Annotated in this window: 17 protein-coding genes, 2 tRNA genes and 1 other RNA gene; 8 read left to right on the forward strand and 12 right to left on the reverse strand. The window is 71.4% G+C overall.

Annotation, left to right across the window (positions count from 1 at the left end; all coding sequences use genetic code 11):
- Window positions 1-89 precede the first annotated feature (89 nt).
- Genes ACFFQA_RS20495 through ACFFQA_RS20505 form a run of 3 tightly spaced genes read right to left on the reverse strand, consistent with a single transcriptional unit; the run spans window position 90 to window position 1628 of the window.
- Entirely contained in the window at window positions 90-656 is a 567-nt protein-coding gene (locus tag ACFFQA_RS20495) for a uridine kinase family protein (protein WP_377854445.1), read from the reverse strand.
- A 21-nt stretch (window positions 657-677) separates the two neighbouring features.
- Window positions 678-1286 (reverse strand): recombination mediator RecR, encoded by a 609-nt coding sequence (recR, locus tag ACFFQA_RS20500; RefSeq protein ID WP_377854448.1) that lies wholly within the window; start codon window positions 1284-1286, stop codon window positions 678-680.
- A gap of 12 nt (window positions 1287-1298) precedes the next feature.
- Window positions 1299-1628, reverse strand: coding sequence for a YbaB/EbfC family nucleoid-associated protein (locus tag ACFFQA_RS20505; RefSeq protein WP_377854451.1), 330 nt, complete (start codon window positions 1626-1628; stop codon window positions 1299-1301).
- A gap of 114 nt (window positions 1629-1742) precedes the next feature.
- Between ACFFQA_RS20505 and ACFFQA_RS20510 the strand changes: the two genes are divergently transcribed.
- Both ACFFQA_RS20510 and ACFFQA_RS20515 read left to right on the forward strand, forming a co-directional pair.
- Window positions 1743-2588: an N-acetylmuramoyl-L-alanine amidase gene (locus ACFFQA_RS20510; protein WP_377854454.1), complete on the forward strand. Its 846-nt coding sequence runs from the start codon at window positions 1743-1745 to the stop codon at window positions 2586-2588.
- Between the two features lie 119 nt (window positions 2589-2707).
- On the forward strand, window positions 2708-3520 hold the full coding sequence (locus ACFFQA_RS20515; RefSeq protein WP_377854457.1) for a DUF3592 domain-containing protein: 813 nt from the start codon (window positions 2708-2710) through the stop codon (window positions 3518-3520).
- A gap of 378 nt (window positions 3521-3898) precedes the next feature.
- Here ACFFQA_RS20515 and ACFFQA_RS20520 read toward each other — a convergent pair whose 3' ends face one another.
- On the reverse strand, window positions 3899-5965 hold the full coding sequence (locus ACFFQA_RS20520; protein WP_377854460.1) for a DNA polymerase III subunit gamma and tau: 2067 nt from the start codon (window positions 5963-5965) through the stop codon (window positions 3899-3901).
- 57 nt (window positions 5966-6022) lie between these two features.
- Window positions 6023-6117, reverse strand: an RNA gene (gene ffs, locus ACFFQA_RS20525) — signal recognition particle sRNA small type.
- A gap of 152 nt (window positions 6118-6269) precedes the next feature.
- Here ffs and ACFFQA_RS20530 point away from each other — a divergent pair.
- The 3 genes from ACFFQA_RS20530 to ACFFQA_RS20540 all read left to right on the forward strand — a co-directional run bounded on the left by ACFFQA_RS20530 (window position 6270) and on the right by ACFFQA_RS20540 (window position 8211).
- Window positions 6270-7520, forward strand: coding sequence for an ATP-grasp domain-containing protein (locus ACFFQA_RS20530; protein ID WP_377854463.1), 1251 nt, complete (start codon window positions 6270-6272; stop codon window positions 7518-7520).
- The gene (locus ACFFQA_RS20535; protein ID WP_377854465.1) at window positions 7517-8059 is read left to right on the forward strand and encodes a zeta toxin family protein; all 543 of its coding nucleotides are present in this window, start codon (window positions 7517-7519) and stop codon (window positions 8057-8059) included. The genes ACFFQA_RS20530 and ACFFQA_RS20535 overlap by 4 nt, the downstream gene beginning before the upstream one ends.
- A 67-nt stretch (window positions 8060-8126) precedes the next feature.
- Window positions 8127-8211 (forward strand) — tRNA-Ser (locus ACFFQA_RS20540).
- Window positions 8212-8260: 49 nt separating this feature from the next.
- Here the strand turns inward: ACFFQA_RS20540 and ACFFQA_RS20545 are convergent.
- Window positions 8261-8443: a hypothetical protein gene (locus ACFFQA_RS20545; RefSeq protein ID WP_377854468.1), complete on the reverse strand. Its 183-nt coding sequence runs from the start codon at window positions 8441-8443 to the stop codon at window positions 8261-8263.
- A gap of 493 nt (window positions 8444-8936) precedes the next feature.
- Complete coding sequence (locus ACFFQA_RS20550; protein WP_377854471.1) at window positions 8937-11408, reverse strand: DUF8508 domain-containing protein; 2472 nt, start codon at window positions 11406-11408, stop codon at window positions 8937-8939.
- Between the two features lie 127 nt (window positions 11409-11535).
- On the opposite strand from ACFFQA_RS20550, the gene ACFFQA_RS20555 reads away from it, so the two are divergent.
- Window positions 11536-12288: an APH(3') family aminoglycoside O-phosphotransferase gene (locus ACFFQA_RS20555; RefSeq protein ID WP_377854474.1), complete on the forward strand. Its 753-nt coding sequence runs from the start codon at window positions 11536-11538 to the stop codon at window positions 12286-12288.
- A 131-nt stretch (window positions 12289-12419) separates the two neighbouring features.
- On the opposite strand, the gene ACFFQA_RS20560 is transcribed toward ACFFQA_RS20555, so the two are convergent.
- From ACFFQA_RS20560 to ACFFQA_RS20580, 5 genes are all read right to left on the reverse strand, one after another.
- Window positions 12420-12509 (reverse strand) — tRNA-Ser (locus ACFFQA_RS20560).
- 50 nt (window positions 12510-12559) lie between these two features.
- Entirely contained in the window at window positions 12560-12712 is a 153-nt protein-coding gene (locus tag ACFFQA_RS20565) for a hypothetical protein (RefSeq protein WP_377854477.1), read from the reverse strand.
- Window positions 12713-12806: 94 nt separating this feature from the next.
- Window positions 12807-13019, reverse strand: coding sequence for a CsbD family protein (locus ACFFQA_RS20570; RefSeq protein ID WP_377854478.1), 213 nt, complete (start codon window positions 13017-13019; stop codon window positions 12807-12809).
- 86 nt (window positions 13020-13105) lie between these two features.
- Window positions 13106-13588, reverse strand: coding sequence for a nucleoside deaminase (locus ACFFQA_RS20575; RefSeq protein ID WP_377854480.1), 483 nt, complete (start codon window positions 13586-13588; stop codon window positions 13106-13108).
- Between the two features lie 4 nt (window positions 13589-13592).
- Window positions 13593-14081, reverse strand: coding sequence for a tRNA adenosine deaminase-associated protein (locus tag ACFFQA_RS20580; RefSeq protein ID WP_377854483.1), 489 nt, complete (start codon window positions 14079-14081; stop codon window positions 13593-13595).
- 190 nt (window positions 14082-14271) lie between these two features.
- On the opposite strand from ACFFQA_RS20580, the gene ACFFQA_RS20585 reads away from it, so the two are divergent.
- Window positions 14272-15264, forward strand: coding sequence for a prephenate dehydrogenase (locus ACFFQA_RS20585; RefSeq protein ID WP_446681686.1), 993 nt, complete (start codon window positions 14272-14274; stop codon window positions 15262-15264).
- A gap of 69 nt (window positions 15265-15333) precedes the next feature.
- The gene (locus ACFFQA_RS20590; protein ID WP_377854489.1) at window positions 15334-17295 is read left to right on the forward strand and encodes a fibronectin type III domain-containing protein; all 1962 of its coding nucleotides are present in this window, start codon (window positions 15334-15336) and stop codon (window positions 17293-17295) included.
- The last annotated feature ends 22 nt before the right edge of the window (window positions 17296-17317 follow it).

The following is a 17317-nucleotide window of genomic DNA, read 5'->3' on the forward strand; positions in this document are numbered from 1 at the left end:
CGATCCGGCCACGCAGAACGCCGTAAGATCGGGTGAATTTTCGCCGGTGTTACCTGCGAGTCACACCGCTTTCTGGCGTCAATGCGCTGCTACTCACGGCGGTGTCCGGACAGCGCGCAGTCGGCGCGTGAGGCGGTCCCGTCCACCGCGAACCAGCCGGACTCGAAGTCCTGCCAGCGCCGGAGCGGTTCCCGGCACGCTTCGCCGTCTCGGGCAACCGCCCTGATCAGGCGACTCTCACGATCACCGGAACGGACCCATACCAACACGGACAGCAACGGGCCGATCGAACGACGCCCGCTGGAAACTCCCTCCAGCACGAGGATCTCGGGCGTGTCGAGACGCACCTCGGCGCCCTCCCGGGGCGACCCATCCGACCATTCGACCCGCCGGTACCGTGCGGGCTCCCCACGCCGGAAAGGGTCGAGCACCCCGGCGACCAGCCTCGGCCACCACGACACGGGCTCGTCCCAGGTGGCGAAGTGGTCGGTCGGCACGAGCGCGGTCCGCTCGACGCCCAGCGCCTCGACCAGCCGGGCGGCGGCGGTGGTCTTGCCCGCCCCGGACGGCCCGTCCACGGCGACCAGCTTCACCGCGCCGAGCCTGGCCGGAGCCGCCTCGACCAACCCCACGACCTCGTCGATCCCCACGCGCATCTCCTCCCGCGGAAGGGAAGGTCACATGGCGCGGCGGCCGGAGAGGGCCCGGCCCAGGGTGAGCTCGTCGGCGAACTCCAGGTCGCCCCCCATCGGCAGGCCGGAGGCGAGGCGGGTGACCGTGAGACCGGGGAAGTCCTTGAGCATGCGCGTCAGGTAGGTCGCCGTCGCCTCGCCCTCGGTGTTCGGGTCGGTGGCGATGATGATCTCCGTGATGTCCACGCCGTCCAGGGTGGTGCCGATCCTGGACAGCAGGTCGCGGATGCGCAGCTGGTCGGGGCCCACGCCGGACAACGGGTCGAGCGCGCCGCCCAGCACGTGGTAGCGGCCCTTGAACTCGCGGGTGCGCTCGATGGCGAGCACGTCCTTCGGCTCCTCCACGACGCACACCATGGACAGGTCGCGGCGCGGGTCGCGGCAGATGCGGCAGGTCGTCTCCTCGGAGACGTTGCCGCACACCTCGCAGAACTGGATGCCCTCCTTGACCTTCTGCAGCACCTCCTGGAGCCGCGTGATGTCCGCGGGCTCGGCGGCCAGCAGGTGGAAGGCGATGCGCTGCGCGCTCTTGGGCCCGACGCCCGGCAGTCGGCCGAGCTCGTCGATCAGGTCCTGGACCGGTCCTTCGTACACGTCTGCCTTCGCCTACATCCCGGGCAGCGCGAGACCGCCGGGACCGTCACCGAAGCCACCGAGGCCGCCGGCGAGCGGGCCCATGGTGCGCGCGGCGAGCTGCTGCGCGTTGGTGTTGGCGTCGCGGACCGCGGCGACCACCAGGTCGGCCAGCGTGTCCGGGTCCTCCGGGTCGATCACCTTGGGGTCGATGGTGAGCGCCTTGAGCTCACCCGCACCGGAGACGGTCGCGGTGACCAGGCCGCCACCGGCGTTGCCGGTCACCTCGGCCTCGGCCAGCTCCTGCTGGGCGACCATGAGCTGCTGCTGCATCTGCTGGGCCTGCTGCAGGATCTGCTGCATGTCAGGCATGCCACCGGGCTGCAAAACGGCTCCTCTCGGCGGGGCGCGCGTCGTCGAACGCGCAGAACAAGCGTGGTTCAGGGTAGTCGCGTCGCGTCTGGCACCGTGTAGCACGTGCGACGCCGCGACTTGAGCATCCTGCTGGCCGGTTCCGTTGCGTTGGTCTTCACCGCGTGCGGGGACCCCTCCGCGGCCCCGCCGTCCGGCACGGCCCCGCCACCCGCGGCGACGTCGGACGCGGCGCCGCCGCTGCCGGCCGACCCGTCGCCGACGACCTCCCAGCCGCCCGCACCGACCACCACGGCCAAACCGGCGGGGAGGACCGTCGTGCTCGATCCGGGGCACAACGGCGGCAACGGCACCAACTCGTCGGCGATCAAGAAGCAGGTCCCGGACGGGCGCGGCGGGACGAAGGCGTGCAACACCACCGGCGCGTCCACCAACGCCGGGTACGCCGAGCACTCCTTCACCTGGGACGTCGCCGTCAGGGTGCGCGAGGAGCTGACCGCCAAGGGCGTCAAGGTGGTCATGACCCGCGACAGCGACAGCGGCGTCGGGCCCTGCGTCGACGAGCGCGCCAGGATCGGCAACCAGGCCGGGGCCGACGCGGTGGTCTCCATCCACGCCGACGGCTCCAACTCGCCGACCGCCCGCGGCTTCCACATCATCTACTCCGCCCCACCGCTGAACTCGGCACAGGGCGCACCCACCGCGAAGCTGGCCGCGGCGCTGCGGGACACCCTGCGCGCCAAGGGTTTCCCGCTGTCGAACTACATCGGCTCCAACGGGCTGCACGGCAGGGCGGACATCGCGGGCGTGAACCACTCCACGCGGCCCGCCGTGATGATCGAATGTGGCAACATGCGCCATCCCGAGGACGCCGCGCAGATCTCCAGCGCGGCGGGGCGGGCCCGGTACGCGGACGCGATCACCGACGGACTGCTTCGTTACCTCGGCTGAGACCGGGCTGCTCCGAGCGGCTCCGCCGACTGGGCCGAGCGGCCTCCGGCATGCGCCGAGTTGGTATCGATCGCCACCGGAGTAGCAACACGAACGGGTGAGAGAGCTATCACGGAGCCATGAGCAGCATCCTCGCCGACTTCGCCACCGACGTCGTGGTCGCCAAGGACACCACCCGCATCGCCCTGTCCGTCATCGGCGGGCTCGTGCTGGTCAGTGGCGTCGGCTGGCTGCTGCAACGGCGCACCGCGATGCGTTCCCTGGCACGGGCGCGGGTCGAGGAGGTGGTGCCGAGCACCGGAGGGAAGCGGACCGCGACGTTACGGCTGCTGGCCGGTCCGCGTGACGGCGAGCGGATCGAGCTGGCGCCCACCCGCCTCGCCGTCGAGGTCGGCGACGAGATCCTGGTGCACCCCTGCCGCCAGCACCCCTCGGCGCTGCGGCTGACCACCACACCGCGCACGGTCATGCCGGGCGCGCTGGTCGGCTACGGAGTCCTGCTGCTGGTCGCGGCCTGGCTGGCCCCGGCGCACGCGACCGCCGGTCTGGTCGAGCTGGCCCCGCTGGTGTTCCCGCTGTTCTCCGCCCTGCTCGGGGTGGCGGGGCTCGGCGTGCTCGTGGGCGCCCTCCGCTTCGCGCGCGCCTCCCGCAAGGTCGGCGGCATGATCGTCGCCAACCGCTCGCGCGCCGGGGAGAGCGGGTACGAGCCGCAGGTGGAGTACGAGATCGACGGCCGGGTGCGACGGAGCTGGACCGGTACCCGGCGGCAGAGCTCGTTCGGGGTGGGCAAGAGGGTGTGCGTGTACGTGGACCCGAGAGCACCCGCGATCGGCACGCTCTACACGGTGTGGACGTGGATCTTCCCGGTCACGCTGCTCGTGCTCGGGCTGGTCGGGCTGACCACCGGCGTGGCCTTCCTGCGCTGGTGGTGAAGGCGTACGTCGGCTGGCCCCACCAGCCCACGGAACCCCGACCTGGCCGCACCGCACACGGGCTCTCGCGGGCTCACGCGGCCGCTCGTGGCCGCTCGCGCCCGCGGCTATTCGCGTTTTGTCACCTTGATGCGCAAAAGAGCGCTCTCATTTCACGTCAAGGTGGAAAAACGCGAAAAATGGGGGGCGCGTGTGGTGGAGGCGCCGGGGTGTTGGGGGTGTGCGCCAGCGACGTGGTGGCGCTACGTGGAGGACACGGGCCGGGTTCTGACCTGCGAGTCCTCCAGCGGCGGCGCCGAACGGAAAACCCGGGGCGCGCACCGGGTGCGGTCACGTGAATGACTCATTCAGCGCACGACGGCGAGTGCCGGAGGCGGCCTAGTCGATGCGGCGGGCGCCGAGTGGGCTGAACAGCTTGATGATCTCCTCGTCCGGATCGTGCTGTTTCACGTCCGGGCTGCCCATCGGAGCGGCGGCGACCTCGTCCAGCATCGCTTCCTCGTCCTCGCGCTCGCTGGCGGGATCGGGCGGGAGCTGCTCGTCCAGGTCGGCGGGCGGCTCCGGCGGCGGGGGCTCTTCGGAGACCTGGGTGGACCGGCGCACCGGCTCCGGCCTGCTCGGCGCGGGCGCGGCGGAGTCGGCGGACGACTGCTGTTGCTGCTGCTGGCTGCGCCGCTGCACAACGGGCCGCTCCGCCGCGGGCTTGGCGGCGGGAGCCGGACGCGCCGGGGCGGGCGCGCTGCCGTGCACGCAGCGAACCTGCCACTTGCCGCCGAGGACGCTCTCCACCGCCGCGGCGATGGCGTCGCTGTTGCGCGGGTCCGACAGCCGCTTCGCCAGCGGTTCCGCGGTGTGGGTGAGCGTGATCGTGTTGCCCTCGACCGACAGCACCGTCGCGTTGGTCAGCATCGCCTCGGTGCTGCGGCTCTGGGTGCGGACCGCCGCGAGCAGGGCGGGCCACGACTGCCGGACCGCCGCCACGTCCACGCCACCGGACGCCGCCGGAGCGGCGGCGGGCTCGGGTTCGGGGGCGGGCGGGGCCGCCGGGGCCGGAGTGGGCTCGGCGACCGGCGCGGGCGCCGCCTGGCGGGGCTGAGTGGCGGGTGGCGGTGGTGTGGGCGCCTCGGGCTGCGGTTCGGCGACGGGCGCGGGCGCCTGCGAGCGGCGCTGGAACACCGGGCGGTCCCCAGCGGGCGGCGCGGCGACCGGGGTCGCGGCGGGAGCGACAGCCGAGGCCACGGGTGCGGCTGGTGCGGCTGGTGCGGTTGGTGCCGCGGGGGCGGCGACGGCGGCACGCCGTTCAAGGCGGTCCATGCGGTCGAGCAGCGCGGACTCGGTGTCGGAGGCGCCGGGCAGCAGCATCCGGGAGCAGAGCAGCTCCAGGACCAGACGCGGCGCCGTCGCCCCGCGCATGTCGATCAGTCCTGTGTGGACGATCTCGGCGTAGCGGGTCAGCGTGCCGGGACCGATCTTCTCCACCTGGCCGAGCATCTTGGTGAGCTGCTCGGCGGGCGCGTCGACCAGACCGCGCTCCCCCGCGTCGCGGACCGCGTGCAGCAGCACCAGGTCGCGCAGCCGGTCGAGCAGGTCGGTGGCGAAGCGGCGCGGGTCGTGCCCGGCCTCGACCAGGCGGTTCACCGTGCCGAAGACCCCGGCGCCGTCCTGGTCGCCGAGCGCGTCGACCATCTCGTCGATCAACGCGACGTCGGTGACGCCCAGCAGCGAGACGGCGCGCGCGTAGGTGACGCCCTCCGGCCCGGCACCGGCGAGCAGCTGGTCCATGACCGAGAGCGTGTCGCGGGCCGAGCCCCCACCCGCGCGGATGACCAGCGGGAACACCGCGGGCTCGACCTGAACGCCCTCGTCGGCGCAGATCCGCTCGACCAGCTCCCGCATGACGCCGGGCGGCATCAACCGGAACGGGTAGTGGTGGGTCCGCGAGCGGATGGTGCCGAGCACCTTCTCCGGCTCGGTGGTGGCGAAGATGAAGATCAGGTGGTCCGGCGGCTCCTCCACGATCTTCAGCAGGGCGTTGAAGCCCTGCGTGGTGACCATGTGCGCCTCGTCGATGATGAAGACGCGGTAGCGCGACTCGGCAGGCGCGTAGAAGGCGCGGTCGCGCAGCTCCCTGGTGTCGTCGACACCACCGTGGCTGGCCGCGTCGAGCTCGACGACGTCGACGTTGCCGCTGCCCTCGGGGGCCAGCGCGACGCAGGAACTGCACTCGCCACACGGGTCGGGCGTGGGCCCCTGCGCGCAGTTCAGCGAGCGCGCGAGGATGCGCGCGCTCGAAGTCTTCCCGCAGCCGCGCGGCCCGGAGAAGAGGTAGGCGTGGTTGATCCGCCCGGCCTGCAGCGCCATGCGCAGCGGGTCGGTGACGTGCTCCTGCCCGACGACCTCGGAGAAGCTCGCCGGGCGGTACTTGCGATACAGAGCCAGCGCCACGGTCTCGCACCTTACTGGCGGACACCGACAATGCCCGCATCCGGGCCGTCGGGAGATATAAGGGGACCCCACGCACCTGCCAGAGCCCGCTTATCCTTGCTGCCTTCCGGCCCTGGGGAGGTTCACGAGATGCGCACCGCATGGGGTCCACGGCCAGTGTAGCGCCCCGCTGGGCTCGACGTGTACGGGGTCGCGAACGGGCAGGAGGTCTCGGACACACCCGTACGCCGGTCGGAGGACACCCGCCCGCCAAGAGCCTGATATCAGGGCGAAGAAGCGTCGAATCGGCCGCTAACCTGCGCCAATGCGCAACGTGGTACTCGTCGACCCGTACTCGGCGGGCAGCGCGCTCGCCCCGGCCTTCGCCGAGCGCGGTGTCCCCGCGGTCGCGGTGCTCACCACGCCGGAACCGACGGCGTCCTTCGCGTCGACGTGGCACCAGGAGAACTTCGTCGAGACCTTCGTGCTCGACGACGTGGACAAGCTCGCACGCCGCCTGCGCGAGCTGGACCCGCTGTGCGTGCTGCCGGGGACCGAGACCGGGGTCGAGGCGGCCGAGCACCTGTCGGAGCTGGTCCTGCCGGGACAGAGCAACGTGCTGGAGCTGTCCGCCGCGCGTCGCGACAAGTGGCTGATGGGCGTGGCGTTGGCCGACGCCGGCGTCCCGCACCTGCGGCAGCTGAGCTCCTCCGACCCCGGCGAGGTCGCGGAGTGGTTGCGCGCCAACGATCTCAGCGACTCGGCGATCGTGGTGAAGCCGCAGAACAGCGCGGGCGCCGACGACGTGTTCGTCACGCGGCCGGGCGAGGACTGGCGACCGCTGTTCGACCGGATCCTGGGCAGCGTCAACAGGTTGGAGCTGCCCAACACCCAGGTCCTGGTGCAGGAGCTGGCCGAGGGCGTGGAGTACGAGGTCGACACCTACTCCGTCGACGGCGCGCACGGACTGGTCTCGGTGTGGCGGTATGCCAAGCAGCGTCAGGGAAACCGGCTCGGCGTGTACCTGTCCACCACGGTGGTCCCGCCGGGCGACGAGGTCATCGCGCCCCTGTTCGCCTACGTGCGCCGGGTGCTCGACGCGGTGGGTCTGCGCAACGGCCCCGCGCACGTCGAGGTGATGCTGACTCCGTCGGGTCCCAGGCTGATCGAGGTCGGTGCGCGGCTCGCGGGCTCCGACCAGCAGGACGTCACCCGGCTCGCGGTCGGCGACTCGCAGGTGGACCGCACGGTGCGGCACTGGGTGGACCGCAAGCACGCGGTCAGCGGCTACGAGCTGCTGCGGCACGTCCGCTCGGTGTACCTGTCGGCGCCGAGCACGGGCGTGCTGCGCAACGCGGAACGGCTGGCCCGCCTGGATGAGCTGCTGCCGACCTTCCACAGCGCGGTGATCGCGCATCGCGAAGGCTCGACGGTCTCGCGCACCGTGGACCTGTGGACCAGCCTCGGGCACGTGGTCCTCGCCTCCGACGACGCGGCAGCCATCGAGGCCGACGAGCAGCTGATCAGGAAAATCGAGTCCGAACTCAGCGTCGAGCCGTCATCATCGACGGCATGAGCGGACAGGTCATCGTCCTCACCGGACCACCCGGAGCCGGAAAGACCACCGTGGCCAGGCTGGTCGCCGACGAACTTTCGCCCAGCGTGCACCTGCACACCGACGACTTCTACCGCTACATCCGGCGCGGAGGGATCGAGCCCTACCTGCCGGAGGCCCAGAAGCAGAACGAGGTCGTCGTCGGTGTCTTCGCCACCGCCGCGTTCGGCTATGCGACGGGCGGCTACGACGTGGTCTGCGACGGAGTGCTCGGCCCGTGGTTCCTGGACGCGTTCCGCAAGGGGGACACCGAGATCACAGTGCACTACGTGGTGCTGCGGCCGAACGAGGCGACCACCGTGGCCCGCGCGGTGAGCCGGGGAGAGGGGGAGCTCACGGCGGAGGACCCGGTGCGGGAGATGCACCGGCAGTTCGCCGACCTGGGCGAGCTCGAACGCCACGTGGTGGACTCCAGCGGCCTCGACGCGGACGCCACGGCCACCGAGGTGCTGGACGGCATCGCGCGGGGCGTCTACCGGCTGCCCGCCGAGGAGCCCTGACCGCTCGACGCACCCCGTCTGACCCCCGGTTTTGGGCGCTCACCCCTCCTCCGGTAAGGTCTTCGACGGAGGATTCGCATAGTGGCCTAGTGCGCACGATTGGAAATCGTGTTGGGGTAAAACCCTCGCGGGTTCAAATCCCGCATCCTCCGCTGACGAGGCCCCGGACGCTCACGCGCCGGGGCCTCTCGCGTTGCGCGCTCACCGGCCGCCGAGCGCGTCAGACCCCCTGGCGTTGTGCAGCACCATGAGCAGCGCCTCGGTGACGTTGATCAGCGTCTCCAGCACCGCCGCGTTGTCCACGGCCGTCGAGGCGGCCTCCTCCGGGAATGAGACCACCTGCGCGGCGGCGAACAACGGCTTTCGAATCTCTGAGTCCGACACAGTGCCATTCTCCCATTTGCCACTATGGCAATACATCGCCCAAGAGGCTCGGACAAGCACGAGTTCTCACTAATGCCATGCGGCGCCGAGCCGCTCACAAGAGAACGACCAAGATGCATTCCCAGCAGCACAGACGGCTCTCACATGGATGCCCGAGCTTCACGGAGCGACGCAGCGACTTTCATTTCACACCAGCTTGCCGAAACGCGCGGAACACCTGGTGCTCCGCGACGGAGAACTGGGTGCACCAGGCCGTGCGCCAGCCGGTTCCGAACGGTGAATGGTGGGATACGCAAATGCAGACCGGTTTGTGACGCCGTCAGCAGCGGATCCGCATCCAGCACCGCCTCCCTCGTCATCCCGTCGCGGTCAAGCACCAGGCTCCCATCGCAGAAGCCGTTGCCGACACAGCAATGCGTCACCCGATGTGCTGGCTCAGTGCACAGGATTGCCGTGTGCGGGTCCGGCAAGCACCGGACCCGCACACGGGACGTCAGCCGAGCAGGCCGTACAGCAGGTGCTCCAGGTCGTCGAGCCAGTCGATGCCGGTGCGCGGCAGGAAGCGCACCACCTGCGGGTCGTGGTCGCTGGCCTGGTCGTGGAACTCGGCGTTGATGTGCACCACGTCGAGGTTGGTCCGCTTCAGCAGCTTGCTGCCGACCAGGATGTGGTCCAGCGTCTGCGAGTTGCCCTCGTAGACGTAGCTGTAGCGCTCCCCAACCGGCAGCCGGTCCATCGGCGCGGCGAGCGCGTTCGGGTCGATCAGGGTCTGCACAGCCGGGGAGAACACGTAGTCGTTGAGGTCGCCGAGGACCACCAAGTTGGCGTTGCGGTCGGTCTTCATCAGGCTGTCGACGAACCCGCGCACGAGTTTGGCCTGGGCGACCCGCTGGACCTCGCTGGAGCGCACGGGCGGCTGGATGCGGCCGTGCAGCGGCTGGTCGCCGCCCTTGGAGTTGAAGTGGTTGGCCACCACGAAGACGCTGCGCTGGAGCGGCCCGTCGGCCGGGAAGCGGAACTCGCCGACGAGCGGCTTGCGGCTGGCCTGCCACGCGGGGTCGGTCGGAGCGACGCGGCCCGGGGAGACGCTCAGCTTGGCGCGGCCCCGCTCCCGCTCGACCTTGACCGGGGTGACCGCGTCGCCGCCCGGTCGGTCCACAAAGGACACTCGGAGCGGGTTGAACAGGAAGGCGACCCGGATGTTGCCGCCCGGCTGACCGCCGTCGGCGTCGTCGATCGGGTTGATCTGGCGCCACTCGTAGCGGGGACCACCGGCGGCTGCGACCGCGTCGGTGAAGCGGCGCAGGGTCTGTTCGGCGGAGACGACCGCGTCGTTGGTGGGCCCGTTGTCGTCCTGGATCTCTTCCAGGGCAACGATGTCCGGGGCGGCCAGGTTGCGTACGACGCCCGTGGCGAGGCGGTCGAACTTGGCCTGGGCATCCTTTGTGGACAGATTCTCCACGTTGTAGGTCGCGGTGGCCAGCTCGTGGGTGCGCTGCTTGCGCGTGGTCTCCGGGGCGAGCGGACCGGCGACGTGCTTGCCGAGGGTGCTCGCCTGGAGCACGTAGCCGCCGAAGCGGCTGTAGTCCAGCGGCCCTTCGGTCGTGCCGGTCAGCTGGTCGCCGACGTTGGCGATCGGGAACGGGCGCTCCGCGAAGGGGATCAGCGACTCGATCTTGACCCGCCCGGTGTTGGCGTCCACGTAGGACTGGTAGTTCGAGCCGCCGCGCGGGGTGCGGTTCTGGTCGGGCTTGCTGGTCACCCACAGCGCGTTGAAACCGTCGGTCGGGCCGACCACCCGCGCGTCGTCGAGCCGCAGTCGCATGCCCTCGCGGGACTCGTAGAAGTCGAGCGCGTACTTGGCGGGCTCCAGGTCGAGCGACTCGATGTTGCCGCCCGGGCTCGGCGCGAGCGCGACGGGCACGGTGTCGGGCTTGAGCACCTCGGCCGCGGGGAGGGCGTTGCCAGCGGACCGCACCGTCCACCGCGCACCGGTCAGCTGGGTGATCGACTGGTTCGCGGTGGTCGCGACGGTCTCTCCGCTGGCCAGCGGGTAGAACTCCGCGACATTGCCCGCGACGAGGACCGAGTCGCCCACCTTGACGTCGGGGGTGGTGGTGCCGGTGAAGACGAACAGGCCCTCACTGGTGCGCGGGTCGGCGTCCGGCTCGGGGTCCTGGAACCAGAAGCCGCGCGAGGAGCCGAAGGTCCTGACGGCGGTGACCACGCCGGGCACGTCCGCGACCTGCTTGCCGACGAACGGGGACAGCCGCGTGGTGCCCTGGATCTGGTGGATGCGGGCCTTCTCCGGCGCGGGGCCGGGCTCGCCACCGCCGGGACGCTCGCCCTTGCTGTTCTCCGGAGTCGGCTCACCCGCCACGAAGTCAGCCGAGTTGTCGTCGTTGTCGACCGGCGTGGCCTTGCGCGCGACCGAGGTGGTGTTGCTCGCGGCGGGGGCCGGGGAACCCTCGCGGACCACGGCGGAGCCGAAACCGACCAGGTCACGGATGACGGGGACGGCGGCGCAGTCCGCCGCGGTGAGACAGGTCAGGGCCTGGTCGCTCCGGACGAGCGCGACGGTGCCCCCGGTGCCGGACAGGTTGGTCGAGCCGGTCGCGTCCGGGGTCGGCAGGGCCACCGTGCCGCCGCTGCCCTTGGCCTGCGCGACCAGGTAGCGCTTGCCCGCGGCGATGCTCCCGGCGAGCTTGGTGACCTGCCACTTGCTGGTCGGCGACGGTGAGGCGGGCAGGTACTGCACGCTCCAGCCGTCGAGGGAGACGGCCGTCGGGCTGGTCAGCTCGACGAAGTCCGTGGTCAGCGCGGCTCCGGAGTTGCCACCGCCGCCGTAGACCTCGGCGATGACCGCATCGGTCGAGGGAGCCGCGGTCGCGGCGGGGGCGAGCGCTACCAGCAGGGTTGTGCCGGCCAGCGCCGACAGGGTGGTTCGGCGGCGGTGCAGGGTCACGCGTCCTCCCGTGCAGGTGTTCGGGAGGTGGAATCTTTCCCCGGGCGGGTGAACTTTCCCAGACCTGTATGCAACGACTTGCCACCAGTTCAAAACCGATTGCGTGGTGGCCGAAGCTGGAAGAGTGATGACCACGCTGCGCTCGCGCTACCCCCAGCACACGTGGGAGCCGGTCACCATCGGCTGTTCCGGTGCCGGTGTCTGGCGCCTGACGGGTTCGCCCGCCTACTACCTGAAGACCGTCGAGAACAGCACGGAGCTGGCCGAGGAGGCGGAACGACTCCACTGGCTCCGGGCCCAGGGCCTGCCCGCGCCCGAGGTGGTCGAGCTCGGCGGGGACGAGCGGTCGAGCTGGATGGTGACCACGGCGGTGCCCGGACGCTCACTCGCCGAGCTCGGCGGTGACGACCGGATCTGGGGCTTCCGCGAGATCGACGCGCTGGCCGCGATCACCCGTGAGCTGCACGCGCTCCCGGTGGCGGACTGCCCGTTCGACCGCACTCTCGACGTGGTCGTCCCGCAGGCTCTGCGCAACGCCGAGGCCGGGCTGGTCGACGAGACCGACTTCGACGAGCACCGGCTCGGTCGCACCGCGATGGAGCTGTTCGAGGAACTTGAGGCAACCCGCCCCGCCCACGAGGACCTCGTGGTCTGCCACGGCGATCTGTGCACGCCCAACGTGCTGCTCGATCCCGAGACGTTCGCGGTGACCGGGCTGATCGACGTGGGGCGGCTCGGGGTCGCGGATCGCTACAACGACCTCGCGCTCACCGCGCGCAGCCTCGGCCCGACGAGCGCCCAGCGGTTCTTCGACAGCTACGGCGAGGTCCCGGTCCCTGAACGCCTCGCCTTCTACCAACTGCTGGACGAGTTCTTCTGACGCGACGGTCCCGAGGACACGAAACGCGGGCGGTGAGGCTGCCGCTCGACCCCGCCCTGGCGGAGGATCGAGACCACAACGAGAAAGCGCCCGGTGTGCCAGTTCAGGCACCCGGGCGCTTTCTTCGTAGCTGGCGGTAGCGGTGGGATTTGAACCCACGGAGGGCGTGAACCCTCACACGCTTTCGAGGCGTGCTCCTTCGGCCGCTCGGACACGCTACCGCGGGACAGCCTACCCGAGGCCTCAGCCGAGTTTTCACGCAGCCCCTCGATCAGGGTTTTCCCTGTTCAGCGACCTGATCGGCACGAACGGCCCGCATCGCGCGCTCCGGCAGGCACGGCGGCACCGCCACCTCCTGGGCGATCACCTGCTCCAGGACCGCGCGCACACCGCGCCATAGCTCGGCCGGTGTCACCCCAGCCACCAGCGCCCTCCCACGGCACACACGTCGGCCCGCCCACCGAGAACGGGGACGGGCCGACGAGAATTCGTGAGCCGCGGATCAGGCGCTCACTCGGTCACTTGTCACCGGAAAGCTTGTCCTTGGCGTCCTGAACCACACCGGCCGCCTTGTCCTTGAGGTCGTGACCGGCTTCCTTCATCTCGCCGGAAAGCTGGTCGCGCTTGCCCGCGTTTTCCAGCTCCTCGTTTCCGGTGAGCTTGCCAAGACCCTCCTTGGCCTGACCGACGAGCTGCTCAGCCTTGTCCTTGGCCTTGTCGAAAACGCTCATCGCCGCTTTCTCCCTCTCGTGCGTTCGGGCGGGTCAACAGCAGAGATGCCCCGCTTGTCGAAAACATCACGGCGCCGTGAGACAGATCACTCATTACGGTGAGAGAGGGTGGCGAAGAACGCGTTCATCAGCTCCGCGCATTCGGCCTCCAAAACACCGCCGACCACCTCGGGGCGGTGAGTGGACCTGCGATCGCGGAGCACGTCCCACAGCGATCCGGCGGCCCCGGTCTTCGGCTCCCACGCCCCGAAGACGACCCGGCCGATCCGGGCGAGCACCAGTGCGCCCGCGCACATCGTGCAGGGCTCGACGGTCACCGCCAGGGTGCAGCCCTCCAGCCGCCAGCCGTCGCCGTATCGGGCCGCGGCGGCGCGCAGCGCGAGGATCTCGGCGTGCGCCGTCGGGTCGCCGAGCGCTTCGCGGGCATTGCACGCGCGGGCCAGCTCGGTGCCGTCCGGGGCGAGGACCACCGCGCCGATCGGCACGTCACCGGTGTCCGGCGCGGTGCGGGCCGCGTCGAGGGCGGCGCGCATCAGCGCCCGGTCGGCCGGGAGGACGAACGGTCTCATGCGCTCAGGTCAGCAGAGGCTCTGCGACCTTGTCGAACTCGTCGACGAAACCGCAGCGCTGGGCGATCATGCGCAGCTGCTCGTCGGGGTAGAGCTCGATCTCACCGACGATCAGGCGCAGCTCCGGCTCGGGCATGCCGACGTCGCTGAGCAGCCCGACGTCGCCCTCCGGCCAGATCTCCTCGTCGTCGGGGTCGGGCGGGTCGACCCGGAGCAGGTCGAGCACGTCCGCCGCCACGTCGTAGTCCAGCGCCGCTCCCGCGTCGGAGAGCAGCAGGTCAACTCCGCCCGGGGTCGGGCGGACAACAACAAAGAACTCGTCGTCGACATCGAGCAGGCCGAAGACCGCGCCGGTGGACCGCAGCCCGCGCAGCTCGGTGATCGCCTTGTCGAGATCGGTGAGCACCGAGCTGTCCATGGGGCTGCACCGCCACCTGCCGTCCTCGCGGACGACGGCGACCGCAATTCCCCCGATCGGTTCCTGCACCGTCATGGCAACACGTTATGCGCATCCGGGCCGCCCCGAAAGCCGAAAGCGCGTCCGGAGACCTGCGAATTCCCGATACGGGCCACCTGGGGCGGGCCGGCACCGCCCGGGAGGCGCGCTGAGAGCGACGACTCACGTGATCGGGTGAAGGTTCGACCCGATCACCTGCTGACGGAACGGGCGGGCTACGGGCAGGATGTGCGGGGTGCGTTCGGTGTGTGTGATCGGGTTGGGTCTGATCGGCGGGTCGGTGCTGCGGGCAGCTGCCGCCGCCGGTTACCAGGTGTTCGGCACGGCGGCCTCCGCCGGTGACCGGGCCGCGGCGGAGGCCGACGGCTTCACCGTGGTGTCCACGGTGGACGAGGCGGTGATCCACGCCGCCGAACGGGACTCGCTGATCGTGCTCGCCGTGCCGCTGACCGCGGCTCCGGACGTGCTGACGATCATCAACCGGTTCGCGGCGAAGACCCGGCTGACCGACGTGGTCAGCGTGAAGGGCCCGATCGCGGAGGCGGTCCGGCGCTACGCGCCCGAGGCCCGCTACGTCGGCGGGCACCCCATGGCGGGCAAGGCGGAGTCCGGCTGGGCCGCGGGCGACGCCAAGCTCTTCGAGGGCGCGGCCTGGGTGGTCGCCGCCGACGAGGGCACCGACCCGATCGTCTGGGCCGAGGTGGCCACGCTCGCGCTGGAGTGCGGCGCGTACGTGGTCCCGGCGGGCGAGGGCGACCACGACGCCGCGGTCGCGCGGATCTCGCACCTGCCGCACGTGCTGGCCGCCGTGCTCGCCGCGGTCGGCGCCGACGGTGGGCCGATGGCGATGGCGCTGGCCGCCGGGTCCTTCGCGGACGGCACCCGCGTCGCGGGCAGCGATCCCGCGTTGGTCAGGGCGATGTGCGAGGGCAACCGGGACGCGCTGCTGGACGCGGTGGACGACGCGCTCGGCAGGCTCGGCGCGGCGCGCGGCTCGCTGGCCTCGACCGGCTCGCTCGGCGCGACGCTGGAGTCCGGGTACAAGGCGCGGCGGGCCTGGGAGGCCGGTCGCGAGCAGTCGCCAGAGCCGCTGACCAGCGTCGAGCTGACCGCGCCCGAGGCCATGGAGCTGCTGCGCAGCCTCGGCATCCTCGGCGGGCGGATCACGTCGCTGGACGGCATGACCGCGATCGGCGAGTACGCCGACTGGCCGATCTGAAGATCGGAGCGGGTTGCGGCTCGGCAACTAGTCGTGACCGCTGTCACGCGCCGGGACTAGCGTGGCCGGGTGGAACGTCGGCGTCTCGCGATCCTGCTCGGAGCAGTGGTGGTACTCGTCGGGGCCGTCGCGGTGCTGCGCGCGACCGGCGACGGCCCGGACCCGGTCCGGCAGGGCTCGCGCGGCACGGAACCGAGGCACCTGGAGCGCTTCTCGACCTCGGGCGTGATCCTGCCGAACCCGTCGGGGCCACCGGCGCCCGTCTCCGTGCTCTCCGTCGAGTCCGGTCCGCGCCAGCTCCTGGTGCGCTGGGGCAGCTCGCTCGCCGACGGTGTGGAACCGGCGGGGGCGGCGGGCTACGAGGTGCGGTGGGGCAAGGGCCGCGAGCTGGAGCACACCCGGCTGGTGTCGCGGTCCCTGGTGCAGCTCGGCGGCCTTGAGAACGGTGCTGAGTACCGCGTCGAGGTGCGCTCGGTGGACTCCTTCGGCCAGCGCTCGGCGGCGGTGGGCGGCACCGGCCGCCCCGAGCCCTACGTGCTGCGCGAGCCGTGGAGCTACGTCGAGGAGTTCGACGACGCCAGGACCATCGCGGAGAACTGGCGGCTGTCGCAGCGGGGCTCCTGCGGTACCGCGCTGCCGGGTGAGGGCGAGGACGCCGGGCGGCTGGTGATCACCGGAAACTGCGGCAGCGAACCGGCGGTGCTGCGGCCCCGCACGCCGTTCCGGCTCGCGCAGACCCCGCAGGCCAACGGCGAGCTGGGGCGCGCGGTGGTGGAGACCGACGGCTCCGGCACCGCGCAGCAGTTCACCATCGACCTCGTGCCCGGACCGGTGGACCTGGTGCTGGGCAACGTCAAGGAGGTCGAGGGTTCGACCCGGCCGACCGCCGCCCAGGAGGACCAGTCGCTGCCGCCGGGGACCGTGCGGCTGCGCGCGACCTCCTTCAGCCACAGCGGCGCTGCCCAGCTGCTGGTGCCGCCGGGGACGCCGAGGTCCTCGGCGGTGATCGACCCGAGGTCCGTGCCCGCGGCCCTGCCGCCGATGCCGATCTCGGTGCGACAGCGCTGGGAGGTCGTCGTCTACACCGATCGCGTGGAAGTGTTGCGGGACAAGCAACCCGTGGCCGCGGCGAACATCGTGGTCGGTTGGCGCGAGGCCACGATGCTGCTCGGCTTCACCGGCAGGGGCACCGGCCAGACCCGCAGCGCGGTGGACCTCGTCGGCTTCCTCGGCGCGCCGACCACCACACCGCCCGCGGTGACGCCACCGAGGCTGAACTGGTCGCAGGGCAGCCCGTCGGCGTCGGTGGAACGGCCGGCGGGAGCGCGTCAGCTGACCGAGTTCTCCGGCGGGCAGCTGCGGCTCGGCCTGCTCTCCCGGGGCACCGTGCGGCTGGACAAGCTCACCGTGCGGGTCGGCGGTCTCCGGTTGCCGGTGCGGATGGCCGTTCCCGGCACGGAGATCATCCCCGGCGCGGGCTTCCCGGTGGTCGTTGACCTGCCCAAGGAGGCGCTCGCGGTCGTCGGCGAGCAGAACACGCTGAACGTGGTGGTGGAGAACGACGGGCCGCTGGAGATCGTGCAGGCCGGGATCGAGGTCGTGCCGGAGCCGGGAGCTCGGGTCGCACCGCCGACGCCCCCGCCCAGCCGCCCGGTGACCCGTCGCAACAAGCCGGTGGTCGCCGAACCGCGCGCGGAGCTGCTGGACGCCGCGGCGAAGCCGCTCACGCCAGGCAAGACCCTGACACGGGGGCGGGTGGTGCTGGAGGTCGAGCTGGACGGCCCGGTCGCGCAGATCGTCGCCGGGGAGTTGGCCCCGCTCGCCGGGCTGGAGGTGCTCGTGGACAACGAGCGCGTCGCGCGGCTGCCGACGACCGCGCAGGGACCGGGCGTCGCGGGCCGCTGGCGGTTCGGGCTGAGCACCGGGGAGCTGCCGTTCGGCCCGCACACCATCGAGGTGCGGGCCATCGGGGTGAATCCGGAAACCCCACCAGCGCAGGCGTTCGTGTCCTTCCTGCTCGGGCCCGCGTAGCCCGCTGGAACAGGGCAGCATG

Origin of the sequence: Allokutzneria oryzae, from assembly GCF_042429765.1 — a bacterium.
Classification (GTDB): Bacteria; Actinomycetota; Actinomycetes; order Mycobacteriales; family Pseudonocardiaceae; genus Allokutzneria; species Allokutzneria oryzae.